The sequence below is a fragment of the Vagococcus martis genome (genome assembly GCF_002026305.1).
Classification (GTDB): Bacteria; Bacillota; Bacilli; order Lactobacillales; family Vagococcaceae; genus Vagococcus; species Vagococcus martis.
The window spans coordinates 657909-680700 of record NZ_MVAB01000001.1 but is presented as its reverse complement, the minus strand read 5'-3'; the positions used below and the strand labels follow the sequence as shown (position 1 = coordinate 680700).

The 22792-nt window shown below is 34.7% G+C and carries 16 protein-coding genes and 1 pseudogene; 13 read left to right on the top strand and 4 right to left on the bottom strand.

All coding sequences use genetic code 11. From position 1 onward, the window contains the following. The first annotated feature begins 5 nt into the window (after positions 1–5). The 11 genes from lpdA to BW731_RS03175 all read left to right on the top strand — a co-directional run bounded on the left by lpdA (position 6) and on the right by BW731_RS03175 (position 12138). Positions 6–1412: a dihydrolipoyl dehydrogenase gene (gene lpdA / locus BW731_RS03225; protein ID WP_079345665.1), complete on the top strand. Its 1407-nt coding sequence runs from the start codon at positions 6–8 to the stop codon at positions 1410–1412. A 137-nt stretch (positions 1413–1549) separates the two neighbouring features. Further along, complete coding sequence (locus BW731_RS03220; RefSeq protein ID WP_079345663.1) at positions 1550–2719, top strand: SulP family inorganic anion transporter; 1170 nt, start codon at positions 1550–1552, stop codon at positions 2717–2719. Between the two features lie 118 nt (positions 2720–2837). Further along, positions 2838–4025 (top strand): glycine C-acetyltransferase, encoded by a 1188-nt coding sequence (locus BW731_RS03215; RefSeq protein ID WP_079348534.1) that lies wholly within the window; start codon positions 2838–2840, stop codon positions 4023–4025. A gap of 185 nt (positions 4026–4210) precedes the next feature. Next, complete coding sequence (locus BW731_RS03210; RefSeq protein WP_079345661.1) at positions 4211–5809, top strand: CTP synthase; 1599 nt, start codon at positions 4211–4213, stop codon at positions 5807–5809. 76 nt (positions 5810–5885) lie between these two features. Continuing rightward, positions 5886–6836 (top strand): NAD-dependent epimerase/dehydratase family protein, encoded by a 951-nt coding sequence (locus BW731_RS03205; RefSeq protein ID WP_079345659.1) that lies wholly within the window; start codon positions 5886–5888, stop codon positions 6834–6836. Between the two features lie 59 nt (positions 6837–6895). Then, on the top strand, positions 6896–8413 hold the full coding sequence (locus BW731_RS03200) for a DUF1846 domain-containing protein (protein ID WP_079345657.1): 1518 nt from the start codon (positions 6896–6898) through the stop codon (positions 8411–8413). Positions 8414–8498: 85 nt separating this feature from the next. After that, a complete protein-coding gene (locus tag BW731_RS03195; RefSeq protein WP_079345655.1) occupies positions 8499–9188 on the top strand; it encodes a CPBP family intramembrane glutamic endopeptidase in 690 nt (229 codons plus the stop codon). A 16-nt stretch (positions 9189–9204) separates the two neighbouring features. Beyond that, complete coding sequence (locus tag BW731_RS03190) at positions 9205–9399, top strand: hypothetical protein (RefSeq protein ID WP_079345653.1); 195 nt, start codon at positions 9205–9207, stop codon at positions 9397–9399. Between the two features lie 165 nt (positions 9400–9564). Next, the gene (locus BW731_RS03185; protein ID WP_233120425.1) at positions 9565–10347 is read left to right on the top strand and encodes a metal ABC transporter ATP-binding protein; all 783 of its coding nucleotides are present in this window, start codon (positions 9565–9567) and stop codon (positions 10345–10347) included. Continuing rightward, entirely contained in the window at positions 10347–11204 is an 858-nt protein-coding gene (locus tag BW731_RS03180) for a metal ABC transporter permease (protein WP_079345651.1), read from the top strand. The genes BW731_RS03185 and BW731_RS03180 overlap by 1 nt, the downstream gene beginning before the upstream one ends. Continuing rightward, positions 11191–12138: a metal ABC transporter substrate-binding protein gene (locus BW731_RS03175; protein WP_079345649.1), complete on the top strand. Its 948-nt coding sequence runs from the start codon at positions 11191–11193 to the stop codon at positions 12136–12138. Before BW731_RS03180 ends, BW731_RS03175 begins: the two co-directional genes overlap by 14 nt. A 46-nt stretch (positions 12139–12184) precedes the next feature. Here BW731_RS03175 and BW731_RS03170 read toward each other — a convergent pair whose 3' ends face one another. Next, the gene (locus BW731_RS03170; RefSeq protein ID WP_079345647.1) at positions 12185–14881 is read right to left on the bottom strand and encodes an alpha-mannosidase; all 2697 of its coding nucleotides are present in this window, start codon (positions 14879–14881) and stop codon (positions 12185–12187) included. 17 nt (positions 14882–14898) lie between these two features. Further along, positions 14899–16200: a glycoside hydrolase family 125 protein gene (locus BW731_RS03165; protein WP_079345645.1), complete on the bottom strand. Its 1302-nt coding sequence runs from the start codon at positions 16198–16200 to the stop codon at positions 14899–14901. 146 nt (positions 16201–16346) lie between these two features. On the opposite strand from BW731_RS03165, the gene BW731_RS03160 reads away from it, so the two are divergent. Next, positions 16347–17402 (top strand): GntR family transcriptional regulator, encoded by a 1056-nt coding sequence (locus BW731_RS03160; protein ID WP_079345643.1) that lies wholly within the window; start codon positions 16347–16349, stop codon positions 17400–17402. A gap of 26 nt (positions 17403–17428) precedes the next feature. Further along, positions 17429–19089, top strand: a pseudogene (locus BW731_RS13045) (beta-N-acetylglucosaminidase domain-containing protein). Between the two features lie 14 nt (positions 19090–19103). Here BW731_RS13045 and BW731_RS03145 read toward each other — a convergent pair. Further along, positions 19104–21290 (bottom strand): GH92 family glycosyl hydrolase, encoded by a 2187-nt coding sequence (locus tag BW731_RS03145; protein WP_079345637.1) that lies wholly within the window; start codon positions 21288–21290, stop codon positions 19104–19106. Between the two features lie 117 nt (positions 21291–21407). Beyond that, positions 21408–22766: an APC family permease gene (locus BW731_RS03140; protein WP_269844063.1), complete on the bottom strand. Its 1359-nt coding sequence runs from the start codon at positions 22764–22766 to the stop codon at positions 21408–21410. Between the last annotated feature and the right edge of the window lie 26 nt (positions 22767–22792).

Here is a 22792-nt window from a genome sequence, read left to right as displayed (position 1 = left end):
AGTTAATGGTTGTAGGAGATTTCGCATTAGAATTAGATACAGTAGTAATTGGCGCAGGACCTGGTGGATATGTTGCCGCAATTCGTGCAGCACAAATGGGCCAAAAAGTAGCAATTATTGAAAGAGAATACATCGGTGGCGTTTGTTTAAACGTCGGATGTATTCCATCAAAAGCACTAATTAGTGCAGGACACAAATATCAAGAAGCAATGCATTCAGCTATCTTTGGTGTAACTGCTGATAATGTATCACTTGATTTTTCTAAAACTCAAGAATGGAAAAACAACCAAGTAGTTGCAAAATTAACTGGTGGTGTTGAATTCTTACTTAAGAAAAACAAAGTTGAAATTATCCGTGGTGAAGCATTCTTCGTTGATGAAAACACTCTACGTGTTATCGATGGTGACCATGCGCAAACTTATTCATTTAATCATGCTATTGTTGCAACTGGTAGTCGTCCAATCGAAATTAAAGGATTTAAATTTGGTGGACGTATTATTGATTCAACTGGTGGATTAAGCTTAACTGAAGTTCCTAAAAAATTAGTTATCGTCGGTGGTGGCGTTATCGGTGCTGAATTAGGTGGAGCATATGCTAACCTAGGTGCTGAAGTAACAATTTTAGAAGGTTCTCCACAAATTTTACCAACATTTGAAAAAGATATGGTTAAACTTGTTGAAAAAGAATTCGACAACAAAGGTATCAAAGTTGTAACAAAAGCAATGGCTAAAGAAGCTGTTGACAATGGCGATAGCGTGACTGTAACTTATGAAGTTGACGGTAAAGAAGAAAAAGTTGACGCAGACTACGTGATGGTAACTGTAGGTCGTCGTCCAAACACTGATGATTTAGGTTTAGAAATCTTAGGCGTTGAGATGACTGATCGTGGATTAGTAAAAGTTGATAACCAAGGACGCACTAACGTGAAAAGTATTTTCGCAATTGGTGACATCGTTCCTGGAGCTGCACTTGCTCATAAAGCAAGTTATGAAGCTAAAATTGCTGCAGAAGCCATTGCTGGTGAACCAGTAGCAGTTGATTATCGTGCAATGCCAGCTGTAGCCTTTACAGATCCTGAATTGGCAACTGTTGGTATGACAGAAAAAGAAGCAAAAGAAGCTGGATTAAACGTGAAAGCATCTAAATTCTCATTAGGTGGAAATGGTCGTGCGTTATCATTAAACCAAACTGAAGGATTTGTACGTTTAGTTACAACTAAAGAAGACAACGTGATTGTTGGTGGACAAGTTGCTGGTATTAGTGCTAGTGATATTATTGCAGAAATTGGTTTAGCTGTTGAAGCTGGAATGAATGCTGAAGATATCGCTTTAACTATCCATTCACATCCATCATTATCTGAAGCTGTTATGGATACAGCTGAGTTAGCATTAGGTATGCCAATTCACATGTAATTTTAAATAAAGCATTGTTTGTTCGGACGTATAAAGCATCTCTTTTCAGAGGTGCTTTTTTTATTTTTAAAACGTGTATTATTCAAAAGTTTATGTTATGATAATTTTCTTGGAAAAGAATTAAGGGAGGGAAAAAGGTGTTACTTAGTATAAAAGAGAATGAGTGGGTAGGGAACCCACGTGAAAATATTTTTGCTGGATTGGTTTCTTCTGTGGCTATTTTACCGGAAGTTATAGGCTTTGCCATTATCGCAGGAGTGCATCCAATGTCGGCATTATTTGCTTCAGCTATTACCTTATTAGTCATTACGTTAACTGGTGGTAGACCTGCTATGGTATCTGCTGCAGCCGGATCGATGGCTTTAGTAATTGCAGGATTAGTACAGTCTCATGGACTAAACTATATGATTGCAGCAACAATATTAACAGGTATATTTCAATTTATTTTAGGCTATTTGAATATTCATAAAATCATGAAATACATACCTAAAAGTGTCATGATAGGTTTTGTTAATGGATTAGCGATTTCAATTTTTTTAGCACAAGTTCAACAATTGCCTGAACAAAATGTGATTGGCTATGTCATGGTTATTGTTAGTATATTAGCCATATATTTACTACCCAAAGTGATTAAAGTTGTGCCACCAGCACTGATTATTATTACGGTCATGACTATCTTATCATTTTTTTTTAAAGGAAGTTTCTTTACTGTTGGTGATTTAGGAGATATGTCCTCACTCGATGTATCATTTGGCTTACCCCTTGTACCAATGAATTTAGAAACACTGTGGATAATCTTACCAACAGCCATTTCATTAACGTTTATCGGACTAATGGAAACACTATTAACAGTTCCTATAGTAGATGAGATGACACACTCAACTAGTGATAGTAAACGTGAAGTGAAAGCACAAGGACTGGCTAATTTTATTACGGGATTATTTGGTGGCCAAGCTGGATGTGCGATGATAGGACAAGCTGTCATAAATGTTAAATCAGGTGGACGAACACGTTTGTCAACATTTGTATCAGGTACGACATTACTACTGTTCATTTTTGTTTTAAACTCACTCATCATGATGGTGATTCCAACGGCAGCTTTGATTGGGATTATGATAACAGTTGCAGGAGACACATTTGATTGGAAAAGTTTACAGTTAGTAAAATCATGGGAAATGATTGAAAGTACTGTGATGGTAGTCACTGTCGTTGTTATCGTCTATACAGGGAACTTAGCAATTGGGATTTTATGTGGTGTCATATTAAATGGGTTACTTATATTATTGACAAAATTAAATAAAAAATAGTAAAAAGGCAATGATAACATTGTCTTTTTTGTTATCGTTTGTTAATAATGGTCGAATAAGCAATAAAAAAACGCTATAATAAAATTAATAGATGATAGGAGGAATAATTATGTCACACATGAGTCCTAAGTTAGAAACATTTTTAGATGAAGGGTTAGATAACTTAAAAGAAAAAGGGTTATACTCAACGATTGATGTAGTTGAAGGTGCAAATGGACCGATTATAGAAATCAATGGTGAGAAAAAAATCAATCTGGCATCGAATAACTATCTAGGATTTGCTACGCATCCAGAACTTATTGAAGCGGCAAACGAAGCGACTGAAAAATATGGTGTTGGAGCTGGAGCAGTCCGTACGATTAATGGAACGCTTGATATTCACCGCGAGTTAGAAGAAAAAATCGCTAAGTTCAAAGGAACTGAAGCTGCGATTGCTTTTCAATCAGGATTTAATTGCAATATGGGTGCTATATCAGCTGTTATGACAAAAGAAGATGCGATTTTGTCAGATGCGCTAAATCATGCGTCAATTATTGATGGCTGTCGCTTGTCAGGTGCAAAAATTATTCGAGTGAATCATTCTGACATGGAAGATTTGGATAAGAAAGCCAAAGAAGCAGTTGAAAGTGGATTATACAAAAAAGTGATGTACATTACTGATGGTGTGTTTTCAATGGATGGCGATGTGGCAAAAATGCCAGAAATCATGGAGATTGCGGAAAAGTATGGCTTGATTGTGTATGTTGATGATGCTCACGGTTCTGGTGTTTTAGGAAAAGGTGCTGGAACAGTGAAAGAATTTGGCTTATCAGATAAAGTTGACTTCCAAATGGGGACATTATCTAAAGCAATTGGTGTTGTCGGAGGTTATGTTGCCGGTAGTCAAAAATTGATTGATTGGCTAAAATCTCAAGCACGACCATTTTTATTTTCAACATCTCTTACTCCAGGTGCTAGTGCAGCCGTCATAAAAGCGTTAGACTTAATGGAAAGTGATCCATCTTATGTGGATACATTGTGGGAAAATGCTAATTACTTTAAAGAAAAGCTCCAAGCGATTGGCTATGATATAGGTGAATCTGAAACACCTATTACGCCAGTTATTTTAGGTGATGAAAAATTAGCACAAGAATTTGCTAAACGATTAATTGATGAAGGTGTATATGTGAAACCTATCGTCTTTCCAACCGTTCCGCTCGGTACAGGACGTGTTAGAAATATGCCAACAGCAGCACACACAAAAGAGATGTTAGATGAAGCTGTGGCGATTTATGAAAAAGTTGGGAAAGAGATGAAAATTATATGATTTTCAAAATTAAATTCTTGACGAAACACTAAAACCCTTGTATCATACTTTTTGGGCACTCTTGAAAGATAGAGGCAGATAGACATAAATTAAAGCTCCCTTATTCGAATGAATAGGGGGCTTTTCTTTGTTTTTTAAAGAATCATCTTCCCCAAATAACAGACATATGAAAAGAGGCGAATGTTATGACAAAGTACATTTTTGTAACAGGTGGAGTAGTATCTTCAATTGGAAAAGGGATTGTAGCAGCATCGTTAGGGCGATTATTAAAAAATCGTGGATTGAATGTAACCATTCAAAAATTTGATCCCTATATTAACATTGATCCTGGAACAATGAGTCCTTACCAACATGGTGAAGTATTCGTCACTGAAGATGGGGCAGAAACAGATTTAGATTTAGGTCATTATGAGCGATTTATAGATATTAATTTAAATCAACATTCAAATGTGACCACAGGAAAAGTTTATTCTGAGGTAATCAGAAAAGAAAGAAAAGGAGAATACCTTGGTGCGACAGTCCAAGTAATCCCACATATTACCAATGAAATCAAAGAAAAAATGATGGCAGCAGCTGATACAAATGAAGCAGATGTGATTATCACTGAAGTCGGCGGAACAGTTGGGGATATTGAGTCTTTACCATTTTTAGAAGCACTAAGACAGATGAAAGCAGATGTTGGTAAAGATAATGTGTTATATATCCACACAACATTGATTCCTTATTTAAGAGCAGCAGGAGAAATGAAAACCAAACCAACACAACATAGTGTGAAAGAATTACGTAGTCTTGGTATTCAACCAGATATTTTAGTTGTTAGAACAGAAGAAGAAGTGCCGCAAGAAATGAAACAAAAATTAGCGCAATTTTGTGATGTGCCTGAAGAAGCTGTTATTGAATCAAGAGATGTGAAGACGTTATATGACATTCCACTTAATTTAGAAGCACAAGGATTGGATGATATTGTGTGTGATCATTTAGGGATTGAAGCACCTAAAGCAGATATGGCAGAGTGGCAAGAAATGGCTAAACACGTGCTAAACTTAAAACACAAAACACGTATTGCATTAGTTGGTAAATACGTTGAGTTACCTGATGCTTATCTATCAGTTGTGGAAGCATTAAAACATGCTGGATATGAACATGATACAAAGATCGAAATTGAGTGGATTCAATCAGAAAATGTCACAAAAGAAAATGTCTCTGATTATTTATCAACAGTAGATGGGGTTCTTGTGCCAGGTGGATTTGGCGACCGAGGAATTGAAGGAAAAATCGAAGCGATTCGTTATGCAAGAGAAAATAATATTCCATTCTTAGGTATTTGTTTGGGTATGCAAATGGCCTGTGTTGAATTTGCAAGAAACGTCTTGATGCTTGAAGGAGCAGATTCAAAAGAAACTGCACCAGAAACGCCTTATAACATCATTGATTTAATGTTAGATCAAGAAGGTGTAGAAGATATGGGAGGAACGTTACGTCTAGGAGCTTATCCATGCGAGTTGAAACCAGACACTAAAACACGTGACTTATATAATGGTGAAGAGTTAATCAGTGAACGTCATCGCCACCGTTATGAATTTAATAATGCGTTTCGCGAGTCATTTGAAGAAGCGGGAATGGTCTTTTCAGGTGTTTCGCCAGACAATCGTTTAGTTGAAATTGTTGAAATTCCAGCAAATGATTTCTTTGTTGCAAGTCAATTTCATCCCGAATTCAAATCACGACCAAACAGAAGTCATCCGTTATTTAATGGATTTATTAGAGCTAGCTTAAATAACTAGAACGTTAACAAAAAATACATATTATCATGATATACTCGAGTTATTAAAAAACATAAATAACGAAGGGTGAAATGATATGGAACGTGTTATCGTAACTGGTTGTTTAGGACAAATAGGAACAGAATTAGTTGCAAGACTGAGAAAAGAATTAGGCACAGCTAATGTATTAGCAACAGATATTCGTTTAGCTGAAGGGAACCCAACAGTTGAGAATGGTGAATTTGAGGTATTAGATGTATTAGATAAAGATCGCATGTTTAAATTAGCCTATGATTTTAAAGCTGATACAATGATTCACCTAGCCTCATTGTTGTCTTCTGTAGCTGAAGATCGCCCACAAGATGCGTGGTATATTAATATGACAGGTTTAACAAATGCACTAGAAGTAGCAAGAGAACTTGGTTTGTTATTCTTTACGCCAAGTTCAATTGGCGCATTTGGTCCAGGAACACCAAAAATAGATACACCGCAAGATACGATTCAACGCCCACAAACAATGTATGGTATCACCAAAGTTGCAGGTGAATTATTATGTGATTACTATTATAATAAGTTTGGAGTAGACACTAGAGGTGTGAGATTTCCTGGTTTGATTTCTTATAACACGTTACCAGGTGGGGGCACGACTGATTATGCAGTGGAAATTTATTATGAAGCGATAAAAAATAATCACTTTGTTTGCCCGATAAAAGAAGGGACATACATGGATATGATGTATATGCCAGATGCGATTGATGCCATCATGCTGTTACTAAAAGCTGATGGTGATAAGCTAGTTCATCGTAATGCATTTAATATCTCAGCTATGTCATTCTCGCCTGAAATAATAGAAAAAAGTATCCAAAAATATCGCCCTGATTTTACAATGACGTATGAAGTGAATCCAAAACTTCAAGCGATTGCTGAATCTTGGCCAAATAGTTTAGATTGTCATTGTGCTAAAGAGGAATGGGGATTTAAACCTAAATACGATTTAGATAAAATGACACAAGATATGTTACAAAAATTAGAGAAAAAGTTAAGTTAAGTGTTAATCATTGTTGGTTGCAATTTTACCATTTATCCTAACTTTTAAGGAGGAAAACCATGAAAAAGCTAGGATTTGATTCTCAGAAATACATTGAAGAGCAATCAAAGTTTATTTTAGAACGTGTAAATAATTATGATAAACTATATTTAGAGTTTGGTGGTAAATTAATCGGAGATAAACATGCAAAACGTGTGTTACCAGGTTTTGATGAAGATTCAAAAATCAAAATACTACAAAAATTAAAAGATAAAGCAGAAGTCATCATTTGTGTGTATGCTGGCGATATTGAGCGAAATAAAATTCGCGGTGATTACAACATCACATATGACATGGATATCTTAAAATCAATTGATGAGTTTAACGAGTATGGCTTATCTGTTAATAGTGTGTTAATCACACGTTACAGTGGCCAACCCTCAACGAAAATCTTTATTAACAAATTGGAAAAACGAAATATTAAAGTTTATACACATGAGGCAATTGATGGTTACCCGTATAATATTGACCAAATTGTCAGCGATGAAGGCTTTGGGGAAAACCCATATATACCAACAACAAAACCAATTGTGGTTATCACGGCTCCAGGAGCTGGTAGTGGAAAATTGGCCACAAGTTTAAGCCAAATTTATCATGAAAATCGTTTAGGACGAGTGGCAGGGTATTCTAAATTCGAAACATTCCCAGTTTGGAATATCCCATTGAAACACCCTTTAAATATCGCCTATGAAGCAGCAACTGTGGATTTGAAGGACGTCAACATGATTGATTCATTCCATTTTGAAGCCTATGGTGAGGTCGCTGTTAACTATAATCGCGATATCGAAACATTCCCAGTTATTAAGCGAATTATTGAACGAATCACTAACCAAGAGTCAGTTTTTAAATCACCGACAGACATGGGTGTAAACAGAGTTGGCTTTGGTATTATTGATGACGAAGTGGTTAAAGAAGCTTCAAAAGAAGAAATTATTCGTCGTTGCTTTGATACAGAGTGTTTCTATAAACGTGGAATGGTTGACGAGGACGTAGTTAATCGTATCCAACTTATTATGGAAGAGATGGAACTTAAAAAAGAAGATCGTCTTCCAGTACTACCTGCAAGAGAGTATGCTGATAAGTTGAAAGAAATGGCTGAAGGGGAAGAAGCTGTTAACCCAATTTCAGTCATGGCGTTTGAATTATCAACTGGAGAAATTGTAACAGGTCGTACATCAGATTTGATGGACGCATCAGCTGCTGCTATTTTAAACTCAATTAAACGTTTAGCTAATATTTCGGATGACATTTTATTATTGTCTCCTGTTATTTTAGAAACCATTCAAAAAATGAAAGTGGACGAATTAGGCAATAAAATGACTGCTTTAAACGCCAATGAAGTCCTAATTGCATTATCAATAAGCGCTGTAACGAATCCAACAGCTCAACTAGCTTATGAACAATTGGCTAATCTTGACGGAGTTGAAGCACACTCAACCGTTATGCTTAACAAAGATGATGAACAGGTTCTTAAAAAATTGGGCATGAATGTGACCAGTGACCCAGTCTTTTCATCAGAAAATCTTTTCTATATCTAAAAGTAAATGCTTGAAATAATAAGTAAACCTCGATACACTATGTGAGTTAGGTTTACTTGTTATTTTTTGAAGGGAGAAATGAAAAATGAAAGACAATAGCATGAGAAAATCTTTTATATCAGTCATCATTATTTTTATAGGAACATTGTTAATATTAACCTTGTCAAGAACGATAGCAGGGACAAATGGTTATATCTATTTCTTTATTCCAGCTTTTTGGTTTATTGGTTTATTTTTAAGAGATATCAACACAAAAAAAGAAATGTTATCACATCAGTGGAAAGACTTTAAAAAGATGAAATGGCGCCATATATTATACGTTGTGATTACATTGATTTTAGCTTCATTTATTATTCAAATCACTAGACCGTTTTTTAATCAATTTATTCCAAAAAATCCAGTGTATAGTTATGCTTATAGTATTGATACTGCATTAGGACTTCTGTTTTCCGTATTAGCTGGTATAGTTGATTTAATTGTAGCCTTTGTTGAAGAAATAACTTATCGCTATGAAGGTATGTATGTATACAAATCTAATAAGATGTTAGTGTCTATCATGTTAATTTTATCCAGTATATTATTTGGTTTTTCTCATTACTATAATTTTGGTGGAAGTTTTATAGCTAGTATGCCGTATGTTTTCGCAGGTTTGGTATTTGGGTTAATGTATTTGCTGTCGAAAAATATTTGGGTACCAGTTATTGCCCATTTATTGTTTAATAGTACAGCTATTCTATCTAGTTTATTTTTAGTGATTGTTAAGTTAATTAGTTAAGAAAGGTGTAATCATCATGGAAGATACGTATCGTTTAATAGGTTTTATTGCGGTTGCAATCGGTATTATTTTTGGTACATTAGCTCAATCGTGGGTTAAAACTAGGTTATTATTATTTAGAGATACAAGCATGGTTAAACAATATATTATAAGTATTATTTTTATTATGATAGGTATATATTTCTTTTATATAAGCGGTTCTTTTAATTGAATAAACATCTATTGAGGCGACTGTATGTTATAGTCGTCTATTTTTTTATGCATTTTTATAAACAATTGAGTTGTGAAAACGATTCTCATTTGCTATAATGATTTTAAGTTTAGGTTAACCTAAAAATTATTTAAATTAATCCAAAAAATAGAAAAGGTGAAAGAAATGCAAGAAGAAGCATTAGCAATGTCTTATGAGTATTTAACTCATGAACCAATAGATGTACAACATATATCAGTATCATATCAAGCTAAAGTAGCTTTAGAAGATATCAGCTTATCCATTGAGGCTGGAAAAATCACAGGGATTATCGGACCTAATGGTGCAGGTAAGTCGACATTTTTAAAAAGTATTATCGGACTGATTAAAACAGATAGTGGTCGTGTCACGATAGGTGGGCAGTCTATTGATTTAATCAGAAAGAAAGTGGCTTATGTTGAACAACGAAGTGCCATTGATTTAACTTTTCCAATAAAAGTTGATGAAACGGTCATGTTAGGCACATATCCTAATTTAGGATTATTCCGTCGACCTAAAAAAGAGGATCGAGAAAAAGTAAAAGAGTCGCTTGAAAAAGTAAAAATGGAGAACTTTGCAAAACGACAAATAGGAAACCTATCAGGTGGACAATTACAACGCGTGTTTATTGCAAGAGCTTTAGCACAAGATGCAGATATTATCTTTTTAGACGAACCATTTGTAGGGATTGACATGGTGAGTGAAAAATTAATTGTTGAACTATTACAAGAGTTGAGAGATGAAGGGAAAACAATTGTGATTGTTCATCATGATTTACATAAAACCAAAGAGTACTTTGACAACTTAATTATTTTAAATAAAAAGTTAATCGCCAGTGGTCCAGTATCAAAAACATTTACGACTTCAACAATCCAACAAGCTTACGGGGAAACAATGGGTGAAATTGTAATTAAAGGAGTGAATGACTAATGATACAACATTTTATTGAAGGTTTAGTAAAATATGATTTTCTACAAAACGCCTTAATCACGTCTGTCATTGTAGGTGTTGTATCAGGTGTGATTGGGAGCTTTATTATTTTAAGAGGAATGTCTCTGATGGGAGATGCGATTTCTCATGCGGTATTACCTGGAGTTGCGGTGTCTTACATGCTTGGTGGTAGCTACATGATAGGAGCATCAATTTTTGGAATAATGGCAGCAGGATTGATTGGTTTTGTGACACAAAAGAGTAAATTAAAAAATGATACGGCCATCGGGATTGTGTTTAGTTCATTTTTCGCTTTAGGGATTATTTTAATCTCATTTGCTGAAAGTTCCACAGACTTATATCATATTTTATTTGGAAATGTTTTGGCAGTTAGACCAAGTGATATGTACACAACATTAGCCGTTGCGGTTGCAGTCATTTTATTTGTGGTTTTATTTTATAAAGAATTATTAGTCAGCTCGTTTGATCCAGTCATGGCCCAAGCTTACGGACTAAAAGTTCAAGTTATTCATTATGCTTTAATGTTTTTCTTAACACTTGTTGCAGTATCATCTCTACAAACAGTAGGAACTATTTTAGTAGTTGCCATGCTTGTGACACCTGCTGCTACAGCTTATCTGTTAACGGATAAGTTATCAACAATGATTGTGATTGCAAGTAGTTTAGGAGCAGTTAGTGCAGTGATTGGCTTATTCTTTAGCTATTCCTATAACTTAGCTTCAGGAGCCACTATTGTTCTGACCACTGTTGTATTTTTTATCATTGCGTTTATATTTTCACCAAAACAAGGATTCATTTTTAAAAGAAAAGAGGAAGTTGTCATTGAAGAAGTCTAGTCTTATTTTATCAAGTATTATTGCCGGTTTAATGTTATTCGTTTTAGCTGGATGCTCAACGGGAGAATCATCTACAGAGAAAAATTCAGCGAATGATAAGTTTAAAGTAGTAGCAACGAATTCGATTATTGCAGATATGGTTGAAAATGTGGGTGGGGAACATGTTGATGTTCACAGTATTGTTTCTAGAGGTACAGACCCACATGAATATGAGCCACTTCCTGAGGATATCTCAAAATCAACCGATGCGGATGTGATTTTCTATAATGGGTTGAATCTTGAAACAGGTGGCAATGGTTGGTTCTTAAAATTAATGCAAACAAGTAAGAAAAAAGAAAATGAAGATTATTTTGTTGTCAGTAAAAATGTTGAGCCAATGTATCTAACGAGTGAGGGGCAAGAAAGTGAGCAAGACCCTCATGCTTGGCTATCATTAAAAAATGGTATCACTTATGTGAATAACATCAAGGATGTTTTAGTTGAGAAAGATGCAAAACATAAAGATGATTATGAAAAAAACGCCAAAGCCTATACAGAAAAATTAGAAGCGTTACACAATGAAAATACCAGTCGTTTCGCAGATATTCCTAAGGAGAAAAACTTACTTGTAACGAGTGAGGGCGCATTTAAATATTTCTCTAAAGCTTACGGGGTAAATGCAGCGTATATTTGGGAAATCAACACAGAAAACCAAGGAACACCTGATCAGATGAGTCAGATTATTGATAAGATTAAACAAACAAAAGTGCCCAATCTATTTGTTGAACAAAGTGTGGATGCTCGCAGTATGGAGACTGTCTCGCGAGAAACAGGTATTCCAATTTATGATACGATATTTACTGATTCATTAGCGAAAAAAGGTGAAACAGGAGATACTTATTATGATATGTTGAAATGGAATTTAGATACCATTCATGAAGGATTAATGAAATAACGAAAAACACTCTATTTAATCATCTGACTAAATAGAGTGTTATTTTTTATTTCTTTTTCCAACGTAATGTTTGGATTTTCGCAGGTTCCATAATAGTAGAGACCGATGTATTTTCTTTAAATTCTTCAATCATATTGGCTTCAAATGGTGTGTACTCATTTATTTCTAGGTTAAGAGTAGAAGAGGTTTGATTGGATAAGTTAAATCCTCTTGTAATAATATCTTCTCCAAACTCTTGTCTTTTAAGAGCAGTCAATGCAAACTGTTTACCATCAATGGATAAGAATTGATAATTAGGAGCTAATACGCCTGTGTGATGTGTTGTTTGTTTGACTGTTGTTGGGATTTGGAAACTTTGAGCACGTTTGTAAGAATCAAATAATGTGTTTTCAGTTGTGACTTCTATGGCAAAATCAACCGATTGTTTGCCACGACACTGAGCTTCTGGTGTTGGGAAATATCCCCAATCTCCTAATTCACCAACAGCGCGTAGCAATGTCACAGCAATAGTATTGTTAGTTAGAATTTCATACTCATTTAAACCGTAATTTGATATGGTGATGCCATTTTTTTCATCTCTTAACGCTACAAAAGAGTGTTGATGTTGTGGATTTGTTGGGTTCTCCCAATGTTTATTTTGTACAGTGTTTGGTCGTTCAACTACTTCAAAAATACTTTCAGCAACATGAGTTTCTGTTGTTAAACCAGTTGGAAAAAGAACGCGTAAACGATGATCTCGCATTTGATTATCAAATTCAGTGTGACATTTAATTTGACGATTATTCTTTTCTACTCTTAAAGTTGTTTTAAGAGTAAATGTGCCTAAATCTTTACTGCGTTGTGCTTGTCTATCCCGCATTTCAATGACAGCTTTCATTTCTTCTTGTAATAAGTCTTCCGCTGAAAGTGGAATCATCATTTGTTGTTCAATCAACACTTCACATACTAATGGTGTATCTGTTACAACGGTAATTGTCGTAGGAAAATCATGTGCGTATAGAGGAATATCATTTTCCGGTTGTTTAAAAATGTATTCATTCCCAATATCTCCTACATTTTCAAATATTAATCCACTTGGGTAAGTGATGTTGGATTCTTTATTGGTTATATCAATCAGTCCATTATTTTGTATAGCGACTTTAACATAATCATTTTCAATTGTTTGAGTGTTTTTATCAAACAAAGTCTTATCCTTAGTTTGGGATGCCCCTTCGACTAAGGCAAATGACTGCCAGCTCATTTCATTGAATGACGCAAGAGATAATCTGATTGTGACAAAAATTGCCATATAAGGGATTCTAAAACGGTCAGTTGGTAAATCGTAATCAAAGGCGACATCCACAGTCACTAATTCACTTGGAATGACATTTCTATCACTATCTACTACATGAAATTCATTCAATGTTTCGGCGATTTGTTTTAATTCATCATATAATTCATTCGGCTTCCCTTCAGAAAATGGGCGACGCATCCATTCAATCGTTGTTTCAATGACGTCATTTTTTTCGACACCAGCTGTATTAAAAACAACAAACGGTTTACTATTTTTTGGTAGTTTACTTGTGTCAATATTGCTTGTTAAAGCCAAAGTAGCCTCATCTGATAAGTATTTGCCAACTTCTAATGCTTTATCAAAACGTGCCATCATTTCACGATGAACCTCATCCACGCTACAGCCACAAATACTGTCGTGTGGGTGATTTTGCATTAAGGTTTTCCAAGCATAACGAAGCTCATCGTGTGGATAAGATTTTGTCATGTCATAGGCCATAGTTGCCAATGGTTCTGTGACATTTTCTAATTGTCGTTGGACTTCAGTATTTTTTTGTTTGATATAAATTCTAGCAGAAGCTGTGTTAGCTAATGTGTACCAACCATCTGTTTCTTGAGACGTTAATTCCCCAGTCACTGTACTCAAGTTGTCAGGTAAATCAGACATGACAGCAGCTAAATAATCATCAAAATTACTATGAATAAACTCAATATCTGGATAGAGTTCATTGGCTAAAGCGATGGCTTGTGTAACGTCTTTTTGAACGGGTTGATGATCCACACCATTCATCATTAAAAGATGATCCGTCGAAGCATATTGGTTAGCGTCTGCCAATTTTTTCTCCCAAAATTCAATTGCTTCTTTTTTCGTTGTTGGAATTTCATTGCCGTTACTGTACCAGTTGGCAAATAATAAGCCAAATATTTTAGTGCTATCTGGTCCTTCCCACCACATTTCAGAAAATTGAGACGCATATTTTTCGTCATTGATCACGGCATTGTTGAATCCGGTTGGCTTGACACCACGTCCAAAGGCTGCTGCTTTAATCCCTGCTTCTTTCATCATTTGAGGGGTTTGTCCCATGTTTCCAAAGGTATCAGGGAAGTAACCCAACATGACAGGATTTCCCCATTTTTTACTTTCTTCTAGACCTATCAGCGTATTACGCGTGTTGGCTTCACTACTAATAAGAAAATCATCTTGTAAAATATAAAATGGTCCAATACGTAATTTGCCGTTTTTAATGGCACGTTCTACCGCTTCTTTTTTTTCAGGACGTACTTGTAAGTAGTCATCTAAAATAATCGTTTGGCCATCCAAGTGAAAACTATTGAAATCTGGATTGGTTTCAAAAATTTCTAATAAATCATCCATCAAACGAATCAATCTCATATGATGTTGCTCGTAAGGTAAGTACCATTCTCTATCCCAATGACTATGAGATATGATATACACTTTTTTATTTTTCATGTCAGAATCTCCCTTGCTTAGTTGTAATGTGCATTAATGGTGATATCAAAGTAATCCATAACCAGCTCACAAAACATCATATTCGCCCAAGAAAACCATTCTCGAGTAAAGTGATTTGGATTATTAACGTCAAATCCTTCGTGCATCAAGTGTGTTCCGCCATCGCAATCAACGAGTAAATTTAAAATCCGTTCTTTTTCTTGTTTATCATCTGTTGTTAGACCTTCTATAGCCAAAGCAATTGGCCAAACATAATTTTCAGGTGTGTGTGAGCTACCAATCCCTTTAGCGAATTCTCCCTCATAAAAATAAGGATTTTCTTTACTTAGCAATGTTTTTCTTGTTGAAAGATAGAGTGGATCATTTTTATCTAGATAGCCAAGGTAAGGAGCGGCCATTAAACTCGGCACATTGGAATCATCCATAATAGAATAATGTCCTTTTCCATCTACTTCATAAGCAAAGATATTTTCTCCATCATTATTTTTAACAATGGCATGTTCTTTAATACCAGCATCGATTTCTTTTTTTAATTTATTTGCTTGTTCTAGCACAGTATTGTCTGTAAATAAGGTTGAATAGAGTTCAACAATATAACCTAAAACGACCACAGCAAACATGTTCGATGGAACAAGATAACCATATTGACAAGCATCATCACTCGGTCTAAAACCAGACCATGTCATGCCTGTATCGTCAACAGGTGTGCCTTTTCCATCATTAGTTAAAGTATCTTCTAGTCTTGTTGTGTCTCTTTCAAAACGATAAGGAGAGTGATTATGGTGTTGTTCTGTTTTCCATACAGTGAGTATTTTTTTTACCCCTTCATGAAAATCTTCGTTAAAGTGAGATGTTTCTCCCGTTTGTTTATATAGAAGATAGGCTAGTTGGACTGGGTAACATAATGAGTCAATTTCATATTTTCTTTCCCAAATCCAGGGTGTCATCTCAGTATGATCAGTTTGATGTCCTTTATTGTTAGGGGTTTCATTAAAAGCATTAGCGTAAGGATCCATATTAATATATTTAAATTGTCGTTTAACTAGGCCGGTAATCAGTGAACGAATGTCATCATCATCTTTCGCGATAACTAGGTAGGGACGAAATTGAGCTGTTGAATCTCTTAACCACATGGCAGGGATATCACCTGTCAAAAGAAACGTTGTTCCATCATCATAACGTCGAACAGTGGTTAGTAATGTATTAGCAAATCCTGCATTAAAGTTTTCTGCCCATCTAGGTTGATTGACCTCGTGACATTTTTGTGTCATTTGTTCCATAAAGTGTTGCACTGATTTTGGTATTTCAGTATAAGCCATAATAGCCCTCCTAATGATATATCTTTTGTTTACAATTACCATTATATGATATATCATTATAAGTGTCTAGTGCTTCATTATATTTTTTATTTTGATATATATGGTATGATATACAATGAAAATAAGGAGTCGGGAGTGGGAAAAAGATGTCAAAACAGCCATTATATAAAAAAATATATCAAGAATTAAAAAAAGATATACTAACTGGTGTGTATCTTGAAGAAACACAAGTGCCAACAGAATTAGAATTATCTGAAAAATATGATGTTAGTCGGATTACGTCTAAGCGAGCACTAATGGAACTTGAAACAGAAGGACTAATTTATCGTGTACGTGGAAAAGGAAGTTTTGTTAAAAAACGTCAAGAAGTAGCACAGCAAGAAAAAAATAATACCTTACTGTTTGTTATGCCGTTTGCTCAAAATGAGGGATTAGGGAATTATGCAGAAGGAATACTTGCTTCACTTAACGCATCAGATTATCGTTTGCACATGCAATCTCATGACTGGTTACAGACTGAGGATGCTCTGTATTTATCAAGTGATTATGCTGGAGTGATTTATTACCCCATTAATATGCAAGAAAGCATTGATTTTTTATACCAATGCCATATGCAAAATATACCAGTCGTTTTATTAGATAAACAAATCGAAAAAATTCATTACCCTTGCGTTGTAGCAGATAATGAATCTGGTGGCTCTCTTGCATCAAAAGAGTTAATCAGTAAAGGTTATGATGAGGTTATTTTTGTTAGTGGGACAGGTCTAACAGAAAGTTCGTCTGTTCGTGATCGTTACATGGGCTATTTATCAGCAGTTTACGAGGCCTCTTTAATACCTCAACATATTGTGAAAACACCTGTACAAACTATGGATCAGCTCTTTGAGTCAGTCTATGACGTTATGTGTCATAACAAAAAAGAATCTGTTGGTTTAGTCTGTGAAAATGATATTGTTGCTATTAGATTAATGACGTATTTAAAACAACAAGGCATGGATATTGGAGAGAAAATTGGTATTATTGGGTTTGATAATATTCAAGCCACACAATTAGTTGATCCACCTTTGACAACTATTGCACAAGATTTCTATCGTATGGGGGAAGTCGCTGGAGAGGTATTACTTAAACAGTTAAATAAAGAACCAGTTTACTCATTAGTTAATGTGATTCCTGTTTCCATTATTCCAAGACAAAGTACATAAAAGAATAGTAGAAAAGAGATGACCATATGATGATAGACCAAACGTTGAAAGTATTAGCTGAATATGATGATGTGGTGTTTACAAAACAATACCATGTAGTAGAAGGTAAAAATATATCAATGACTTTTTCGGGAACGTTTTTTCGATTTGAAAGTTTAGATAATTGTTTTGACCAGTGCAATTTAGCTCATCCATTTATTTTATGGGAGAAAGAACACGGAGAATTTCAAGTCAAGCATCGATTTAACAGAACCCTATCAAATGATGGCTTTCTATTATCTATCAAGGAAGATAAGACGATTTTGATTGACAGTCACTCGATGAATGGCTGCCGATTTGCTATCGAATTATTACAAAGATTGATTGTTAAAAATAAAAACCAGTTATTTCTACCGATAGTAAAAGTGACGCATACTCCGTCATTTGAAGTGAGAGGAGTAATCGAAGGGTTTTATGGTATTCCATGGACACATGAGATGAGAAAGAATTGTCTTACTTTTTTATCTTCACAGAGAATGAACACTTATATGTATGCCCCAAAAGATGATGACTATCAACGAAAACTTTGGCGAGAGTTATACCCCAAAGAGAAACTAGATGAATTTAGAGAGTTATTAAATCTATCAAAAGCTAATCACGTTGATTTTTGGTATATGATAAGTCCAGGAAATGACTTGGATTATTTAGATGACACAGATTTATCTGTATTAAAACATAAATTGAAACAAATGTTGCAATTAGGTGTGACGCATTTTGGATTATTAATGGATGATATTGCTTATGAATTAAGTGATGATGTGAAGAAAAAATTTAAAACAAGTGCTCAAGCGCATGCTTATTTGATGAACACTATTTATGATTGTTTAGTAGAAGAAATCCCTTATGTTAAATTTGTTGCTTGTCCAACAGAATATGATAATCACTATGATTCTCCATATTTAGAAGAATTGACAAGATTGTTACATCAAGATATTCCACTGTTTTGGACAGGTCCAACAACACTATCTCGACATATTACAACAGAAGACATAAAAAAATGTCTAATATTTATCGACGTCAGATGATTATTTGGGATAATGTACCGGTTAATGATTTTGAACAAGACAATGAATTAATTTTTTTAAGTCAATATAGCAATCGCAGTAAGCATCTATCAGATGAACAGTATAATGTAAATGGAATTGTATTAAACCCAATGGCACAGTGGGAACTTTCTAAAATAACGGTTGGACACAGTGCAAAATATATGTGGCAAACAGATCGAGCAAATGATTTAGCGATGTGGTATCAAGTATTACAGGAGTATGGTCAAACAGAAGAGAATGCCCGAGCATTAGATATTTTATCAAAACATTTTACCAACAGACATATTGAACCAAGCATACCAGTAGAGTGGCAGCAGTTAGTAAATCTACAAGATATTGATGCCTTGACAGATATTTTGAAAGAATTAAGTCAAGCATTTGAAAGACTGAAAAAAATGAACAATCCTAACTTTTTGACAGAGATTACACCTTGGTTTGATAGAGTGATGTTAGAAGACCAGTTATGGCAAGCCATGATATCAAAAAATGATAAAAAAGCACATACTCTGTATCAGGAGTTAATGACTAAAAAACATCGTGTGGGAAGTCAGATACCGATTATTTATTATGAAACCTATCTAAAAAAATCTAGCGGGGAATAATTCCGCTAGATTTTTTATGTTAATGAGAAAGGTAAATCAGTTTCTGTGTAGTGTTTGATTGGTGGAACTAAGCATAAGTCAAATTCTATGTTTCCACCTGTCATTAAATCATTATGGGTAAAGAAGAGCTGGTTGTAGTGTTGATTATTTCTCAAAATATTTTTGGAATAGTGATATTGCGGGACATTATTATTTGTCTGAATGGTTAAGTCATTTCCATTTGATAAATGAATCACCGCTTTATCAACAAAAGGAATGCCTATGACATATTCACCACTACCTGGAGTCACAGGATAAAACCCTAAACTGTTCAAGACAAACCAAGCACTCATGCTACCGTTATCTTCATCACCCGGATAGCCATCAAATCCTAATTTAAAGGCTTTTGATAGTAATTCTTTTACAATGTGTTGGGTAGTTGATAGTTCTCCAACATAGTTAAATAAAAATGGTAGATGGAAACTAGGTTGGTTAGAAATGGCAATTTGTCCAAAGTCAATGGCTGCCATTTCACTCATTTCATGAATTTCAAAGCCATATCCGTCAACATCAAAAATAGGGTAAGAATTGCACAAATCTGTGATAATTTCTTTGAAACGTTCCTTTCCACCAAGAGATTGAATCAGACCGCTAAAATCATGAAATGCAGCAAAACTATTTTGGTAGGCACTTCCTTCAGCATAATCACGTCCCCAAGCATAGGGATTAAAAGGTGTTCTTGGCTGTCCATTTTTATCTTTTGAACGTAAGACACCATAGTCAAAGTCAATTAAGTTTCGATAATTAAGTGATTGTTTAGCGTATTTTTGTGCCAAGTTTTTATCATCTAACACCTCAGCCACTTGTGAAATACAAAAATCACTATAAGCATAATCTTGAGTGTGGTTGACACTTTCGTGATAGTGATTTGGTACATAGCCATAAGTTAGATAATCAAGTGTGCCAGATCGACCATAATTATCCTTTCCACTAACGGTTGTGGCACTTTTTAACATGGCTTCAAGAAAATCAGGCATCTTGTCTGTCGCAATATGTTTTACTGCAGCGTCAGCGATGACAGCATCAATCAATGTGCCAGGCATTAAACCTCTCTCATCAGGAGAGAGCCATTTTGGTAAATAGCCACTATTTTTGTACGCGTTATAGAAACCTGCTAGCATTTTTTCATATTCTTCTGTTGCGATAAGTGAATACAGAGGAAAAAGTGAACGACAAGTATCCCAAAAGCCATTATTAGTATAGTAATAACCTGATTTAATGGTTTTAGTTAACGTGTCATAGTGAATTGGTTGGTTGTCTTTGTCTAATTCATACCAGGTCTGTGGAAACAAGAAACAACGATACATCATTTGATAAAATAGTGCGACTTTTTCCTTATTTTTGTCGCTCACTTCAATTCGATTGAGATAATTTAGCCATTTATCTGCAGCTAGATTTTTATGTTCATCAAAAGTATGAGGTAATTCACGTTCTAGGTTGAGTGTCGCTTGTTCTTGACTAATAAATGATGTCGCAAGTTGTAAATCAAGCACTCCATCAGAATCTAACTTGTCAAATGACAGATAAAGTGTTTTTTCTTCTCCTTTGTATTGAGTTCCTAAATCAATCATGTGATTATTTTCTTGGCATTTTAAAGACTCAATATTTGTAGAAAAAGAAAGGTCGATATACATTTTTAACTCTTTATCTTCACAACCAGCCATATTAGAAATATAGCCAGTTACATGATTGTTTTTAATAGTGATTGATTTAATACCAGGAGCGGTAAAAAGCATTCCGGTTGTCATATTTTTTCGGTTAAAGGTAAATCTTATATGTGCACCATAAGTATGCGCTACCAATTCTGTTAAGATACGATGTCTTTCAGAATAAATTGATAAGTAATGTGGTTGAAAAGTTGCTTCTTCAGGCCGATAAGATCCTTGGTTAAAAAATAAATCAGTGGAATTTATTGCTCCTGACACAGGTGAAAGTAATAAATGAGAAAAGTCTCCCATCCACGGACTTGGTTGATGTGTTAAACGGATCCCTTGAAAAGTATGATCTTTTGGATGAAACCACCAACTCCCATTTTGATGTGTGGTTTGCGGGCAGAAGTAATTCATTGCAAATGGCACACCGGTATAAGGTAAGGTATTTCCATTAGAATAGCTATGTTGATTAGCTGTCCCATGACGTGTATCGATGTTTGAAAGTAACATTTAAACTCTCCTTTGATATATCATTTTAAATTTATTTTTATATGATATATCATAACATGTTGATTGAGAAATAAAAAGAGGGTATAAAAAAAGAAACGAAAAAAATCGTTTCTTTTTTTACTGTTTTATCATATTATTGGATTGGTTTTTTCTAAAGGTGATATAGCCCATTAAACAAAATAGGAAACAAATACCAAATGATACAAATTCAAAAATAGGATTTTCATAGAAACCACCAAACAGAATAATTAATCCACCAACAATAGCTAAAATAGGAGAAATAAGTCCTGTGAAGGTTTCTTTAATATCTTTATCTAAATAAAGTTGAATGACTTTAAAATAAAGAGCCATATACCACATGTAACCAAAAACAATGGCAATTTCCCCAATATCACCTAGTCCCATTAATTGGAATGCTTGTGTGATGTAGTGAATGATAAACCAACCACATCCAGTTAAGAGGGCAATAATAGCTGAAGTGCTAACAGATTTTTTATGATGATAATTGTCTATAATTTTTTGACTGTTTGGTAACATATTTTTTGTTGCTAAAGCATAAGGCATACGAATATGTCCTAAGGTGACACCATTAATCACACCAAATAGTGCAACTAAGATAAAGAGTAAAATCACTTTTTGTCCAATATGACCAAATAGCATTTCACCAATCTCCATGACAGCACCCTCGCCCATTGATAAGATGTATTCTGGTCCTAATATATGTGTTAAACCTAAAAAGTAAGATAGATAAACGACTAATACAATAATCGGTCCAAAACACAACGCTTTTTTCATCGTTTGACTACCACCTTTTACTTCGTGAGAAATAGATAGAGCAATAGGCCAACCATCATATGAAAAAGCCATGGGAGCTAAAGCGGCTAACCAACCAAGTCCAACATCTGTTGGTTCAACAAGTGTAACAGTAGCAGGAACAATTGGTGTGTCTTTCGTCCAAAAAATAGCGATTAATCCAATACCAATTAAAGGAATTAGTTTCGTGATGGTTGAAATAATTTGAAACCATCCAGCAAATTGACTAGACACGATATTTAATAGATAGAAAAAAATCATATAGCAAAATCCAATACCCATTTGATAGGGAAGAGTTTGTGGCAAGTTCAGTAATAGGGTTGTGTAGGTTCCAGCGGCCCATGAGACCACAACACCAATAGTTGGAAAGTATAAAAATGTTTGATACCAACCAAAAGCACTAGCTACTGGTTCTGAAAAGAATTCTTCAAAATAAGCAACCATTCCACCGTTTTTAGTGGTGCGTTCAGCTAGGTTTGTCAAAGATAGGCTACCAAATATAATACATAACGCCCCAATGATAAAAACCAACACACCTAAGAAAACGTTACCTCCAGTAAAAGCTAGGATGTTTCCTACTTTGAAAAAGATTCCAGACCCTACACAAATACCGATAATCATCGCAATTGCGGTCCAAAGACCATATTGTTTTTTCTCGTCGATAATAAAACCTCCATTTCAATATTAGC

What these genes read in the sequence shown, in the direction of transcription:
- lpdA (WP_079345665.1), top strand. Translation starts at nt 6, where the DNA reads ATGGTTGTAGGAGATTTCGCATTAGAATTAGATACAGTAGTAATTGGC.
- BW731_RS03215 (WP_079348534.1), top strand. Translation starts at nt 2,838, where the DNA reads ATGAGTCCTAAGTTAGAAACATTTTTAGATGAAGGGTTAGATAACTTA.
- BW731_RS03210 (WP_079345661.1), top strand. Translation starts at nt 4,211, where the DNA reads ATGACAAAGTACATTTTTGTAACAGGTGGAGTAGTATCTTCAATTGGA.
- BW731_RS03205 (WP_079345659.1), top strand. Translation starts at nt 5,886, where the DNA reads ATGGAACGTGTTATCGTAACTGGTTGTTTAGGACAAATAGGAACAGAA.
- BW731_RS03200 (WP_079345657.1), top strand. Translation starts at nt 6,896, where the DNA reads ATGAAAAAGCTAGGATTTGATTCTCAGAAATACATTGAAGAGCAATCA.
- BW731_RS03195 (WP_079345655.1), top strand. Translation starts at nt 8,499, where the DNA reads ATGAAAGACAATAGCATGAGAAAATCTTTTATATCAGTCATCATTATT.
- BW731_RS03190 (WP_079345653.1), top strand. Translation starts at nt 9,205, where the DNA reads ATGGAAGATACGTATCGTTTAATAGGTTTTATTGCGGTTGCAATCGGT.
- BW731_RS03185 (WP_233120425.1), top strand. Translation starts at nt 9,565, where the DNA reads ATGCAAGAAGAAGCATTAGCAATGTCTTATGAGTATTTAACTCATGAA.
- BW731_RS03180 (WP_079345651.1), top strand. Translation starts at nt 10,347, where the DNA reads ATGATACAACATTTTATTGAAGGTTTAGTAAAATATGATTTTCTACAA.
- BW731_RS03170 (WP_079345647.1), bottom strand. Translation starts at nt 14,881, where the DNA reads ATGAAAAATAAAAAAGTGTATATCATATCTCATAGTCATTGGGATAGA.
- BW731_RS03165 (WP_079345645.1), bottom strand. Translation starts at nt 16,200, where the DNA reads ATGGCTTATACTGAAATACCAAAATCAGTGCAACACTTTATGGAACAA.
- BW731_RS03160 (WP_079345643.1), top strand. Translation starts at nt 16,347, where the DNA reads ATGTCAAAACAGCCATTATATAAAAAAATATATCAAGAATTAAAAAAA.
- BW731_RS03145 (WP_079345637.1), bottom strand. Translation starts at nt 21,290, where the DNA reads ATGTTACTTTCAAACATCGATACACGTCATGGGACAGCTAATCAACAT.